At 66.4% G+C, this 11954-nt stretch carries 13 protein-coding genes, 1 pseudogene and 1 riboswitch; of the genes and pseudogenes, 8 read left to right on the top strand and 6 right to left on the bottom strand.

Translation table 11 applies throughout. The features are described 5' to 3' along the window. Nucleotides 1-54: 54 nt before the first annotated feature. From ACN0TP_RS14500 to ACN0TP_RS14475, 6 genes are all read left to right on the top strand, one after another. Entirely contained in the window at nucleotides 55-2193 is a 2139-nt protein-coding gene (locus ACN0TP_RS14500; RefSeq protein ID WP_417220066.1) for an acyltransferase family protein, read from the top strand. 216 nt (nucleotides 2194-2409) lie between these two features. Continuing rightward, nucleotides 2410-2715: a 30S ribosomal protein S6 gene (gene rpsF / locus ACN0TP_RS14495; protein ID WP_417220064.1), complete on the top strand. Its 306-nt coding sequence runs from the start codon at nucleotides 2410-2412 to the stop codon at nucleotides 2713-2715. Between the two features lie 41 nt (nucleotides 2716-2756). Beyond that, nucleotides 2757-3332 carry a single-stranded DNA-binding protein gene (locus tag ACN0TP_RS14490; RefSeq protein ID WP_417220063.1) on the top strand — a complete coding sequence of 192 codons (576 nt, stop codon included), beginning with the start codon at nucleotides 2757-2759 and terminating at the stop codon, nucleotides 3330-3332. Between the two features lie 67 nt (nucleotides 3333-3399). Continuing rightward, on the top strand, nucleotides 3400-3639 hold the full coding sequence (rpsR, locus tag ACN0TP_RS14485) for a 30S ribosomal protein S18 (protein ID WP_007269381.1): 240 nt from the start codon (nucleotides 3400-3402) through the stop codon (nucleotides 3637-3639). A 15-nt stretch (nucleotides 3640-3654) separates the two neighbouring features. Further along, nucleotides 3655-4110, top strand: coding sequence for a 50S ribosomal protein L9 (gene rplI / locus ACN0TP_RS14480; protein WP_417220060.1), 456 nt, complete (start codon nucleotides 3655-3657; stop codon nucleotides 4108-4110). A 191-nt stretch (nucleotides 4111-4301) separates the two neighbouring features. Continuing rightward, nucleotides 4302-4415, top strand: a riboswitch (SAM riboswitch). A 52-nt stretch (nucleotides 4416-4467) separates the two neighbouring features. Further along, complete coding sequence (locus ACN0TP_RS14475; RefSeq protein ID WP_417220058.1) at nucleotides 4468-4974, top strand: flavin reductase family protein; 507 nt, start codon at nucleotides 4468-4470, stop codon at nucleotides 4972-4974. Nucleotides 4975-4983: 9 nt separating this feature from the next. Here ACN0TP_RS14475 and ACN0TP_RS14470 read toward each other — a convergent pair whose 3' ends face one another. Together ACN0TP_RS14470 and ACN0TP_RS14465 are read right to left on the bottom strand one after the other, a co-directional pair. Further along, entirely contained in the window at nucleotides 4984-5430 is a 447-nt protein-coding gene (locus ACN0TP_RS14470; RefSeq protein ID WP_417220056.1) for a hypothetical protein, read from the bottom strand. Between the two features lie 80 nt (nucleotides 5431-5510). Beyond that, nucleotides 5511-5933, bottom strand: coding sequence for a DUF1801 domain-containing protein (locus ACN0TP_RS14465; RefSeq protein ID WP_417220054.1), 423 nt, complete (start codon nucleotides 5931-5933; stop codon nucleotides 5511-5513). A 521-nt stretch (nucleotides 5934-6454) separates the two neighbouring features. Between ACN0TP_RS14465 and dnaB the strand changes: the two genes are divergently transcribed. Beyond that, entirely contained in the window at nucleotides 6455-7831 is a 1377-nt protein-coding gene (dnaB, locus tag ACN0TP_RS14460) for a replicative DNA helicase (protein WP_417220052.1), read from the top strand. Between the two features lie 54 nt (nucleotides 7832-7885). On the opposite strand, the gene ACN0TP_RS14455 is transcribed toward dnaB, so the two are convergent. The 4 genes from ACN0TP_RS14455 to ACN0TP_RS14440 are packed head-to-tail and all read right to left on the bottom strand — an operon-like array spanning nucleotide 7886 to nucleotide 11467. Then, entirely contained in the window at nucleotides 7886-8905 is a 1020-nt protein-coding gene (locus ACN0TP_RS14455) for a pirin family protein (protein ID WP_417220051.1), read from the bottom strand. A 9-nt stretch (nucleotides 8906-8914) separates the two neighbouring features. Next, a complete protein-coding gene (locus ACN0TP_RS14450; RefSeq protein WP_417220049.1) occupies nucleotides 8915-10027 on the bottom strand; it encodes a tellurite resistance/C4-dicarboxylate transporter family protein in 1113 nt (370 codons plus the stop codon). 55 nt (nucleotides 10028-10082) lie between these two features. Then, complete coding sequence (locus ACN0TP_RS14445) at nucleotides 10083-10370, bottom strand: MoaD/ThiS family protein (RefSeq protein WP_417220048.1); 288 nt, start codon at nucleotides 10368-10370, stop codon at nucleotides 10083-10085. 5 nt (nucleotides 10371-10375) lie between these two features. Further along, on the bottom strand, nucleotides 10376-11467 hold the full coding sequence (locus tag ACN0TP_RS14440) for a WD40/YVTN/BNR-like repeat-containing protein (RefSeq protein ID WP_417220046.1): 1092 nt from the start codon (nucleotides 11465-11467) through the stop codon (nucleotides 10376-10378). A 178-nt stretch (nucleotides 11468-11645) separates the two neighbouring features. Between ACN0TP_RS14440 and ACN0TP_RS14435 the strand changes: the two are divergent. After that, a pseudogene (locus ACN0TP_RS14435) lies at nucleotides 11646-11954 on the top strand (pyruvate dehydrogenase (acetyl-transferring), homodimeric type); the annotation flags it as partial.

Here is an 11954-nt window from a genome sequence, read left to right as displayed (position 1 = left end):
GGCATCCACCCTGGCTTAACCGCCGATTCACCTGGGCGTGGTGTGCTCTCGGGCATGAGTTCGCAGCAGCCAGCACCCCGAAGGTTCCTCCCGGAAGTCCAGGCCCTGCGCGCGCTGGCCGTCCTGGTGGTCGTCGCCTACCACCTGGAACCACGCGTGGTGCCCGGCGGGTTCGTGGGCGTCGACGTGTTCTTCGTGATCTCGGGTTTCCTGATCACCGGCCACCTGGTGCGCGAGGCACGGCGCGCGGGACGCATCAGCCTGCCGGGATTCTGGGCCGGGCGCGTCCGGCGGATCCTGCCGGCGGCGCTGACCGCCATCGCCGCCGTCGTGGTCGGCACCCTGGTGTTCGCCCCGGTCACCCAGTGGGGCACGATCGGCCAGCAGGCACTGGCTTCGGTCTTCTCGGTGCAGAACTGGGTGTTGGCTGCGGACTCGGTGGACTACCTCGCGGCCGAGAACCCGCCGACCGCCCTGCAGCACTTCTGGTCCCTGGGGGTGGAGGAGCAGTTCTACCTGCTCTGGCCGCTGCTCGTGGTCCTCGCGCTGCTGCTGGGCCGCGCCACCATCCGGGGCAGCCGCCGGTCCGGGGGGCCGCGCGGGCTCCGACCGGGCCTGTTGGCCCTCTTCGGGACCGTGACGCTTGCCTCCCTGGCCTACAGCATGTGGCTGACCGCCGCCGGGGATCCCGCCGCCTACTTCGTCACCCCCACGCGCATGTGGGAACTGGGCATCGGCGGCCTGCTGGCCGTCGTCATGGCGGGACGCGCGGACGGTGCCCCCGCACGGGTGCCCCGCGTCCTGGCGTCCCCGGGCATGCGCTCGCTGCTGGTCCTGGCGGGACTGGCCGGCATCGGCTATGCGGTGATCCGGTACGACGGCGGCACCCCCTTCCCGGGGTTTGCCGCCGCCCTGCCCGTGCTGGGCACGGCAGCCGTCATCCTCGCCGGGAGGACCTCGGGTCCGTTGAGCCTGAACTGGCTCAGCGACCACCTGGCCATCCAGTGGGTCGGCAACGTCTCCTATTCGCTGTACCTGTGGCATTGGCCGATCCTCACGTTCTTCATCCTGATCGGGGACAAGGAGCCCCGCCCGCTGGAGAGCGTCGGGTTGCTGGGCATCAGCCTGGTCGCCGCCTGGTTGAGCTACCGGTTCATCGAAACACCGGCCAGGACCTTCCGGCCGTTGGCGAGCAGCAACATCCGCGCCCTGGCCGTCGGCGCTGCAGCGATCGTCCTGGCCGCCGTCCTGGCCCTGGTACCCACCGTGGGCCAGCAGCAGGTGGTGGCCGCCGAAAACGGACAAATCCAACAACTGCGCAACTCGCCACCCGCGGGCTTCGGCGCGGCCTCCATCGAAACCGGGGCGGCCTTTGCCTCGGCGAACCACCAGATCGTCCCCACCCCCGCCTCGGCCCATGGCGACTACCCCGATCTGGGCAGTTGCGTGTCCAGCGGGGCCTCGCACCTGTCCCACACCTGCGAATTCGGGGCGAAGAAGGGTGACGCGAAATTCACCATCGCCCTCGTCGGGGACTCGCATGCCACCCAGTGGTGGAAGGCCCTGGAGCCGATGGCGAAGAAGCACAACTGGCGGATCGTCACCCACCTGAAGAACTCCTGCCCCTTCACCGGGGCGGTACGCACGGCCCAAAAGGTGGGATTCATCGACTGCGTCGACGCGAACAAGGACCGCCTCGATGACCTGGTGGCGGACCAGGACATCGACGCGGTGTTCATCGCCGGGTGGACCGGCGCACCGATCAAGGGCGGGCACGAGGCGGCGACCCAGGGCGCCGTCGACTACTGGGGCAAGGTGCAGGATTCGGGCAAGCAAGTCATCGTGGTCCGGGACTCGCCGAACCCGAGCCAGGATCCGCTGGCCCGCGACTGCGTGGCCAAACACGCCGATGACCTGCGCCAATGCGGCAAGGACCGCGACGAGGCCCTGTCCAACGACGACTGGATCTCCGCCGCCCAGGCCCGGGACCCCCGGTTGGAGCTGCTGGACTTCACCGACGAGTTCTGCACGCAGAAGCTCTGCCCCGCCGTCGTGGGCAATGTCCTGGTCTACCGGGACCAGAACCACATTTCCGACACGTACATGGCCACCATCGCCCCCGCCTTCGAGCAGCAGCTCTCCCGCGCGTTGCGCGGGAGCGGGCTGGCCGGACGGGCGGGCCTGGACGGCTGACCCGGGGGTTAGGGCGGATGGAGGCGGGTCCGTCCACAGGCCGGGGGAAGCCCTCGGCGCCCGGACGGTGGCCGGTTAGGGTAGGTGAACCGGCATCGGGTAGGATGGCTCAGGCTGTTTGTGTCGTTTCTGATCCCTGAGACGACCACGGCCAACGCACAGAACCTCCTGTTACGGAAAGACCGTGACCGTTTAGCCCAAAGGAGGTGGGTTCACATGCGTGCATACGAACTGATGGTACTGATCGACCCCGAGGTCGACGAGCGTACCGTGGAACCGACTCTTGGCAAGTTCCTTGACGTCGTCCGCAACGATGGTGGCACCATCGACAACGTTGATATCTGGGGCCGCCGCCGGCTGGCCTACGAAATCAAGAAGAAGGCAGAAGCCATCTACGCGGTGGTCACCTTCACCGCGACCCCGGCTACTTCCGCCGAGCTTGACCGCCAGCTCTCTCTCAACGAGACGATCCTGCGCACCAAGATCATCCGCCCGGAAGACCAGAAGGTCGTCGCAGAGTAATCTGCGTTGATCATTCGTAGAAACCGACTCTAGGAGGCACCATGGCAGGCGAAACCGTCATCACGGTCATCGGAAATCTCACCGCTGATCCGGAACTGCGTTTCACCCCGTCGGGCTCGGCGGTGGCGAACTTCACCATCGCCTCGACCCCTCGGACCTTCGATCGCCAGACCAACGAGTGGAAGGACGGCGAAACGCTGTTCCTCCGCGCCTCGGTGTGGCGTGAGGCTGCCGAAAATGTCGCCGAGACGCTGACCAAGGGCACGCGAGTCGTCGCCCAGGGTCGGCTGAAGTCGCGTTCCTTCGAAACCAAGGAAGGCGAAAAGCGCACCGTCATGGAGCTTGAGGTCGACGAGATCGGCCCCTCGCTGCGTTACGCGTCCGCCAAGGTCACCCGCACCCAGCGCAACAACTCGGGTGGTGGCGGCTTCGGCGGCGGAAATGCCGGAGGCAACTTCGGCGGCGGCAACCAGGGCGGCAACGCCGGATTCGGCGGGGGCAACTCCGGCGGAAACGGTGGCGGCACCTGGAACGCACCGGCCGAGGATCCCTGGGCCTCCTCCTCCAATAGCGGGGGATGGGGCAATTCCGGTGGCTCCGACGAACCGCCTTTCTAAGCACCACCTTTTATTCACCATCCCGCAGAAGAATTCTGCGGGCTCCACTAGATAAAGGAGCTCCACGATGGCTAAGGCTGAACTCCGTAAGCCCAAACCAAAGTCCAACCCCTTGAAGGCCGCTGACATCACCGTCATCGACTACAAGGACGTCGCATTGCTGCGCAAGTTCATCTCCGATCGCGGAAAGATCCGTGCCCGTCGCGTGACAGGCGTCTCCGTCCAGGAGCAGCGCAAGATCGCCCAGGCCATCAAGAACGCGCGCGAAGTTGCCCTGCTGCCTTACTCCGGCGCTGGCCGCGGCTAAGGAAGGGATAACACCATGGCAAAGCTCATTCTGACCCACGAAGTTACCGGTCTCGGCACCGCCGGCGAAGTTGTCGAGGTGAAGGACGGTTACGCACGTAACTACCTCCTGCCCCGCGGCTTCGCACTGACCTGGACCAAGGGCGGCGAGAAGCAGGTCGAGTCCATCAAGGCCGCCCGCACCGCTCGCGCCGTCGCGTCCCTCGAGGATGCCCAGGCACTGGCCACCAAGCTGGGTTCCCAGCCGGTCAAGGTCACCGTCAAGGCCGGCCAGGGCGGACGCCTCTTCGGCACCGTCAAGACCGTTGACATCGCCAATGCCGTCGAGGCCGCAGGCCTCGGCTCGATCGACAAGCGCACGGTGGAGATCCCCGAGCACATCAAGTCGACCGGCAACTACCAGGCGACCGTCCGTCTGCACGAGGACGTCTCCGCGACCATCGACCTGCAGGTCGTCGCCGCGAAGAAGTAGCCACCACCCCGTCACCGGCGGCACCCGAAGGGTGTCCACCGCAGACAGTGGTCTTGAGGGGCCCCGCGCGTCATCGCGCGGGGCCTTTCGTGTCTTAAGGAACGATCGCGGCCGGCACGGACACCGACACCTTGCGAAATGTTGCGGGGATCTTTGACGAGGACGGACGATCGCACCTAGCGTAGTTGGTGAATCAAGAGCGTCAACATACAAGCCCTGGCTCGTTGGCCGGCAACCCTCTCACGGTAGTGGGGTGCTCCAGGTGATGATTCGGCCGTCCGGGCCCCGGACGGCAAGTACCGCACACCCGGCGTGGCTTCGACCCGGATGGTGTGCCCTACGCCGGAGGTAGAACAGATGTCACTGTCCACCGATCTTCAGCCCGACGCGCTACGCCAGGCCTTCGCCTTGCACCCCTCGGGCATCGCGGCGCTCTGCGCCATCATCGACGGCGAGCCACAGGGCATCGTCGCCTCATCATTCACCGTCGGGGTCTCCATGGATCCTCCGTTGGTGATGTTTGCCGTGCAGAACACGTCCCGGACCTGGCCGATCGTCCGCGCGGCGGGCAGGATCGGCGTATCGGTTCTGGGCGAGGCCCACGACGGCGTGTGCCGTCAGATCGCGTCCAAGTCCGGCGACCGTTTCGCCGGCCTGCGGTTGGATTCCACCGACGAGGGCGCCCTCTTCCTGCATGAGGCCGCCTTGTGGCTCGATTGCAGCGTCGAGCAGGAGATCCCGGCGGGTGACCATCAGGTGGTGTTGCTGCGCGTGCACGGGCATGCCACGCACGACGGCGTGCACGCACCCCTGGTCTTCCACGGATCGGCTTTCCGCACCCTGCAGGCCGAGGCCTTCGCCTAGGCCAGACGGCTACTTCCCGCGCAGTGAGTCCACATACTGCTTGGCTTCGATGAGGCTGATCCCGGTATCCTGCCTGACCTTCTTGATGGCGGCGATCGGATTCCCGCTGCGCACCAGCTGCAGGACACGTTCGTAGTCGGGGTTTCCTGCAGTGGCTGTCGTGCCTGCCGGCGCGGGATGACCCACTCCGGTGCTCTGCCCGGTACGCCCCGGCGAGGTGCTGGCGGCCCGCGCCGCCCGGGCGGTGGTTGCCGCCCGGATCTTTTCGGCCTTCTCGGTGTCCAGTTGCTGCTGTCGTGCGGCTGCGTCGTTGAGCCGGGCGATGTAGCGGTCCGCGTCGTTGGGCTGGCTGCCGGGCCGTGACGTGAACACCCAGGTCAGGGCAGCGAAGAGTGCGATGACCACCACAATGGCGATGGCCGTGGCGGACAACTCCGAACCACTCATGCCCAACATGTCAGCTCCTGGGGTCCCGGGCCGCCGCGGTACGACGTGCTCGTCTTCCTCATGCTACCGGCCGCGAACGGGGTGGGGGATCAGGGCTGGTGGATTTCCGACATCACGTGGCGGTATCCCGCTTCCGTGAGTTGCCGGAGGATGCCGAGATCGACGTCGGCCAACGTGTTGACGTAGAGGCAGGCGGCCCCGACCCTGTGCTTTCCAAGCCGGGCGAGAAGGTCGCCGGAGGCGGGGTCGGCCGTCAGCCCGTAGAGCGAGAGCGAGGACTTGCGGGGTGAGAAGCCGATGGGCGCGGCATCGCCCTCGCGTCCTGTCGGGTAGCGGTAGTGGTAGGTTCCGAATCCGACGATGCTCGGTCCCCACATCACCGGCGGATGGCCGCTGGCTTCCTGCATCATGTCCAGCAGCAGCAGCCCGTCGGCGCGTCGCACGGGGTGGTTGATGGCCTCGATGAAATCGCGTGCGTTCACGTCGGTCGGCCGGGTTTTCGCCTCTGGCATGGCGACAGTATCGCAGCGTGGCCGCGTGGCGGCAAGGCGACGTCGCTGCAGGTCGGGGCCGTGGATGTCAACGTCGCCCACAGGGGGCGGCGTGTCTGTGGACAACAGGTCCAGAGCTGTGGATAAGTGGCGTGTACACGCATCGCGCCCGGTTGGCAACCTGCAAGTGTTGCGTGAATGTTCGCGAAAAAAGTTTTCCCATCAATTGTGCTTCACATATAAAACGCCTAGTCAGCATGTGTTTCTGTACGATTTTGAAGAGTAATCCACAGGACTGTCCCCAGACTGTGCACACAACACGCCGTGTCGCCCACAGGTTCTCCACATGGGTTGTGGATAACTCTCTTTGGTTCTGTGGGTATTGGACATAGGGTGACAGGGTCCCCGGGTCCATCCGGGCCGAAAACGCAGTGGGCCACGTACCCTCGCCGAGGCATCCGCGAGCCGCTTCCCCTGCGATAATGGAGGGACTGCCCGGTGTACGCATCACCGCACCGCGCTGAAATGGGAAGGAACCACACGTGACGCTCACGCATACCGATTCAGGATCATCGAATTCATCGGACATGGCGAGGACCCCGCCCCAGGACCTGGTGGCGGAGCAGAGCGTCCTGGGCGGCATGATGCTTTCCAAGGATGCCATTGCCGACTGCGTCGAGGTCCTGCGGGGCGTCGACTTCTACCGACCCGCCCATGAGGCGATCTTCGAGGCGATCATCGACCTCTACGGGCGGGGGGAGCCCGCCGATGCGGTCACTGTCTCGGACCTGCTCACCAAGCGCGGCGAGATCTCCCGGGTGGGAGGCCCCGCCTACCTCCACACGCTGATCCAATCCGTGCCGACGGCGGCAAATGCCGGCTTCTATGCGGAAATCGTTCGCGAACGGGCCGTGCTGCGGCGTCTGGTCGAAGCCGGCACCAAGATCGTGCAGATGGGCTACAGCCAGGACGGCGAAGTCGATGCCATCGTCAACGATGCGCAGGCCCAGATCTATGCGGTGGCCGAGCGCAGGACCGCCGAAGACTATGTTCCATTGCGGGACATCATCGAGGGCACCGTCGACGAGATCGAATCCGCAGGACAACGCGGCGAAGGCATGATCGGCGTCCCCACCGGACTGTATGAGCTCGATGAACTGACCCAGGGGCTGCACGGTGGCCAGATGATCGTCGTGGCCGCACGACCCGCCGTCGGCAAGTCGGTGTTCTCCCTGGACATCGCCCGGTCCGCGGCGATCAAGAACAACATGACCACCGTGGTCTTCTCCCTGGAAATGGGACGCAATGAAATCGCCATGCGTCTGCTCTCGGCGGAGGCGAGCATCGGGCTGCAGGACCTGCGCAAGGGCTCCATCAAGGACGAGCAATGGGGCAAGATCGCCACCACCATGGGCCGGTTGAACGAGGCCCCGTTGTTCATCGACGATTCGCCCAACATGTCCTTGATGGAGATCCGGGCGAAGTGCCGGCGGTTGAAACAACGCCATGACCTCAAGCTGGTCGTGTTGGACTACCTCCAGCTGATGAGCTCCGGCAAGCGGGTGGAGTCACGCCAGCAGGAGGTCTCCGAGTTCTCACGTGCCCTGAAGCTGTTGGCCAAGGAACTCGACGTGCCAGTCGTCGCGCTCTCCCAGCTCAACCGTGGTTCCGAGCAGCGTACCGACAAGAAGCCCATGGTCTCCGACCTGCGCGAGTCCGGGTCGATCGAGCAGGACGCCGACCTGGTCATCCTGTTGCACCGCGAAGACATCTACGACAAGGAATCGGCCCGTGCCGGCGAGGCCGACATCATCGTCGCGAAGAACCGCAACGGCCCCACCAAGACGATCGTCGTGGCGTTCCAGGGGCACTACCAGCGCTTCAACAACATGGCCACCGAAGGTGGCGGCGGGTTCTGACCCGGCAGGTGCCCTGACGCCAGAGGTGTGCCGCGCCCGTGGGCTGGCGGTCCTTCATCCACGCGGTCGCATGCGCGCATTCGGCAGGGTCGGGGCCGGCAGGGCGGCCGGCTGGTCCGGGGGGAACGGGCCGAAATGCGGGTGGTGCCATGCGGCGCCGGTTCCCTCGTCGGCCACGGGGTCGTCCTGGCCCATCGGTGCGCCGATTTCCTCCTGCCAGGCCCTGCGGTAGCGGACGATCTCTTCGTGGGACCGGCCCACGAAGTTCCACCACATCACGATCTGCTCGCCCAGGGGCCTGCCCCCGATGAGCAACAGCCGTGCCCCGCCCTCGCCCGCTTCAAGGGTGTGCGGCGAGGTTCCGGGTGGCAGGTAGGCGAGGTGGCCGCCGGGCACGTCCTGGCCATTGACGTGCAGCGTGCCCGCGTCGAGCAGGACCCCGTGTTCGAAATCCGCTTCGGGGTCGATGCCGAGTGAGGCGCCCTCCTCCAGGAGGATCTCGGCACCGAGCAGGGGTGAGTGCGTGGACACCGGCGAGGTGCTGCCCAGCAGGGATCCGAGGAAGACGCGGGCGGTCCATCCGTCGCCGGAAACGGGGTCGGGGCGGTAGTGCTCGAAGCCCGGGGAGGTTCCCCGGGTCGCGTCGGGCAGGGCGGTCCAGAGCTGGGCCCCATGCAGGATGGTGGTTCCCGGGGTGGAGAACTCGGAGTGGCTGATCCCGCTTCCGGCCGTCATGAGGTTCAACTCGCCGGGGCGGACCATGGCGTGGGCTCCGGTGGAATCCCGGTGCTCGATCTCCCCGGTGAACAGCCAGCTGACCGTCTGCAATCCGGTATGAGGGTGGCGCGGCACGTTCATGCCGGCCTGGCCGGAGATGTCCTGGGGGCCGTAGTGGTCCAGGAAGCACCATGCGCCGATGAGGCTGCGGCGGCGTTGGGGCAGGGCGCGGCGCACGTTCATGGCCCGAGGTCCACCGAGTGGAACGTCCCGGGGAACCAGCAGTTCCAGGGGGCTGCGTGCTCCGGAGGCATTTTCGCAGACGACTTCGCCAGGCTGGGTTTCGAGGTTGCTCATGGGGCCACACTAGGCCGCAGCGGCCCCCGGGTCACCCTGCCGTCCGCGGAGCCACCGCAGTCCGGCCGCCAGCATCAGGACCACGGCGATGGCCCAGGCCGGGACGGCCACCCAGACCACACCCTGGCCGATGGCCTCGACGACGGGGAGTCCCTGGAGCGTTCCGAACGCCATGGAAGAGGTGGCCAGCATGCCCAGCGGGAAGACGATCGACCACAGGGCCGTTTCGTAGCGGAAGTGGTGGTGGTGGACGCCATGGCGCCAGATGCCGAAGATGACCAGCAGCGGGACCCACCACAGTCCAATGGACCAGAGGATGAAGCCGGCACCGGTCAGGAGGCCGCGCATGCCCGCAATGGCCGGGAACCCGTCCGGCAATTCCAGCAGGCCGCTGCAGGCCAGCACGGAGATCGCGGTCGCACCCATGAAGATCCAGTAGGTGGGGCTCAGGTCCTCGGGCTTGATCGTGTGGGTGATCAGGCGCAGGGTGACCAGGGTCCCCACCAGCAGGTACAGCACCACGCCGATGCTCCAGAGGGCCGCTGCCATGACCGCGAACCCGGCACTGTGGTGCACCGCGGCGGCCGATGCTGCGGCAGCGGCCATGGACTGGGTGGCCACAACCCACAGGAACCAGCTGCCGTTGGCGTCGGCGAGGACCGGACGATCGTGCGGTCGCAGGAGCAGGACGCACGGGATGAGGTAGTTCAGCACCACCCAGAACACTGCAGCGACCACTGCCAAGGCCAGTCCGGCAGTGGGCCGGCCGGTCATGTCGAAATGGAGGCCAACGACGTTCAGGCCGGCGACGAAGCTGAAAAACCCAAAGGTCCTGGCCGGTGACACGGCGTCGGCCATGAAGCGCCTGGACGCCGTGGCCGCGCGCCATACGGTCGCGGCCAGGAGGAGCACCAGGGAGCACAGGGCCACCCAGAAGAGGATTTCGGCCAGCTGGGGCCGCCCGGATTTCAACAGTGCGGCCGACACGATGCCCGTGGCCATGACAAAGGCAAAGCACGACGGCGGCAAGCCGGCCACCATGGCGCTGATCCCCGCGGTGCCGCCACTGGCTGCCACGCCGCGGTTTACCGGCCGATGCGGTGGTGTGGGGGCGGCGGACATGGCTGGATCCTTCGTGACGTTGGCGGGGTTTCCAGCTTATCTCCGGTGGCGTCGTTCAGCCTCCGGCGACCGATTGGATGACCATGACCCGCGCGCCGCTCGGAACCACCGTATCCAGGCCCGCCATGGCCCGGATGTTCTCGCCGTCGATGAACACGTTCACGTACCGGCGTACGGCACCGGTCTCGTCCCGGATGCGCCGGCCGAATCGGGGGTGGCCGGCAGCTGCCACATCCAGGAAGTCGGCCATGGAGGAGCCGCCGTCGTACTCGATGGTGGCGCTGCGACGCCCTCCCCACACCTGGGCCAGCGTTCCCGGAACCTCGAGGACTGCCGTGGCCATGGCGCTCAGCCCAATGACGCTGCGCGTACGCTGAGCACGTCGGGCAGCCGGTCGGCGACCTGCAGGAATGATTCCCCTTCGTCGTTGCTGGCGTAGACCTCGCCGCCGCGGGTACCGAAGTACAGCCCGGCGGTGCCGTCCTCCCGGGCAAGATCGATGTCCGCTGCATCGCGCAGCACGACGTTGAACTCGTTCTCGGGCAGGCCGGTGTGCTGTTCGGTCCACGTCGTCCCCGCATCGGTGGTGCGGTAGAGGCTCAGCCGGCCTCCGGGTGGGATGCGCTGGTAGTCGGCCCGTAGCGGGAGAGTCCAGGCCGTATCCGCGGTGCGGGGGTGCGCGAGGAAGGTGAAGCCGAAGTCCGCCGGCAGTCCGTTGCCAATGTCGGTCCAGCGGTCCCCGCCGTCGTCGGTGCGGTACACGCCTCCGTGGTTCTGGGCGTACAAGCGTTCCGGGTTTGCGGCGTCTGCGGTGATGCGATGGACGCACTGGCCGAACTCCGGTTCCTCGCCCGGCAGGAACCCTGCAGAGATGCCACGGTTCTTGGCCTCCCACGTGGATCCTCCGTCGCGGGTGCGGTAGACCCCTCCGGTGCTCATGGCGATGTGCACCGTCTGGTCATCGAGGGGATTCGGCACAATGGTGTGGGCCGCGGCGCCGCCAAAGCCTTCGCCCCATTCGGGCCGGTGCGGGTGGTCCCAGAGCCCGCGGTTCAACTCGAAGCCCTCCCCGCCATCTGTCGATTTCCAGACGGAAATCGGCTCGCAGCCGGCCCAGACAACCCCTGGGCGGTCGGCGGTGTCCGGATGCAGGTGCCACACGCGTGCCAGCGCTGCGCCGGTGTCCTCGGGAAATGTGATGGCACCATGCTCCGGTTCGGACCAGGTGGCACCGAGGTCGTCGGAGTGCACAACGGTTGGACCCCAATGCCAATCGTTGACGCCGGCCAGGATCCGCGGCGTGGGCCCGCGGGTGTCGATGGCGACCGAGGGCACTTCCAGGTTCAGGAAGTGGGGCTCACTCAGCGTGTAGGTCTTGCGGTCCTGGCTCGTGGCGAGCCAGAGGCCCTTCTTGGTTCCAATGGCGATGACGGTGGTCATGGGAAACAGTGCAGCATCCCGTCGGTGGACGGGCAAGGGTTGTTGGTGAATTGCCGGGATCGAACCCAACCAAGAACATCCGATCTTGCTAGATGAGATCTTTCTTCCACATCGTGATAGTTTTTGTGATGTTGCCACAGGTGACACATCACGTCCCGGCTGCTGCAGAGAGGTATGCATGAGCATCATCGAGGATTTTCCCGTCGTGACCGGATCGGACCCCGAAGAGACCGCGGAATGGATTGAATCCTTCGACGGCCTGGTAAACCACCGGGGGACACGGGAGGCGGGCGCCGTCATGCGCAGCCTCTGGGATCGGGCCGCGTTCCACAGCGTCGACGTCCCCCGCCCCCAGACCACCGATTATGTGAATACGATTCCGGTGGACCAGGAACCCGAATTCCCCGGCAACGAGGACATCGAACGCCGCTACCGGGCCTGGATGCGCTGGAACGCGGCGATCATGGTCCACCGCGGCCAGCACCCC

This window comes from Arthrobacter sp. (genome assembly GCF_048266065.1).
Lineage (GTDB): Bacteria > Actinomycetota > Actinomycetes > Actinomycetales > Micrococcaceae > Arthrobacter_H.
This window is presented reverse-complemented; position numbering and strand designations above follow the sequence as displayed.

Excerpts from the sequence above, each read along its gene's own strand:
- ACN0TP_RS14500 (WP_417220066.1), top strand. The coding sequence starts at position 55 with ATGAGTTCGCAGCAGCCAGCACCCCGAAGGTTCCTCCCGGAAGTCCAG.
- rpsF (WP_417220064.1), top strand. The coding sequence starts at position 2,410 with ATGCGTGCATACGAACTGATGGTACTGATCGACCCCGAGGTCGACGAG.
- ACN0TP_RS14490 (WP_417220063.1), top strand. The coding sequence starts at position 2,757 with ATGGCAGGCGAAACCGTCATCACGGTCATCGGAAATCTCACCGCTGAT.
- rpsR (WP_007269381.1), top strand. The coding sequence starts at position 3,400 with ATGGCTAAGGCTGAACTCCGTAAGCCCAAACCAAAGTCCAACCCCTTG.
- rplI (WP_417220060.1), top strand. The coding sequence starts at position 3,655 with ATGGCAAAGCTCATTCTGACCCACGAAGTTACCGGTCTCGGCACCGCC.
- ACN0TP_RS14475 (WP_417220058.1), top strand. The coding sequence starts at position 4,468 with ATGTCACTGTCCACCGATCTTCAGCCCGACGCGCTACGCCAGGCCTTC.
- ACN0TP_RS14470 (WP_417220056.1), bottom strand. The coding sequence starts at position 5,430 with ATGTTGGGCATGAGTGGTTCGGAGTTGTCCGCCACGGCCATCGCCATT.
- ACN0TP_RS14465 (WP_417220054.1), bottom strand. The coding sequence starts at position 5,933 with ATGCCAGAGGCGAAAACCCGGCCGACCGACGTGAACGCACGCGATTTC.
- ACN0TP_RS14455 (WP_417220051.1), bottom strand. The coding sequence starts at position 8,905 with ATGAGCAACCTCGAAACCCAGCCTGGCGAAGTCGTCTGCGAAAATGCC.
- ACN0TP_RS14450 (WP_417220049.1), bottom strand. The coding sequence starts at position 10,027 with ATGTCCGCCGCCCCCACACCACCGCATCGGCCGGTAAACCGCGGCGTG.
- ACN0TP_RS14445 (WP_417220048.1), bottom strand. The coding sequence starts at position 10,370 with ATGGCCACGGCAGTCCTCGAGGTTCCGGGAACGCTGGCCCAGGTGTGG.
- ACN0TP_RS14440 (WP_417220046.1), bottom strand. The coding sequence starts at position 11,467 with ATGACCACCGTCATCGCCATTGGAACCAAGAAGGGCCTCTGGCTCGCC.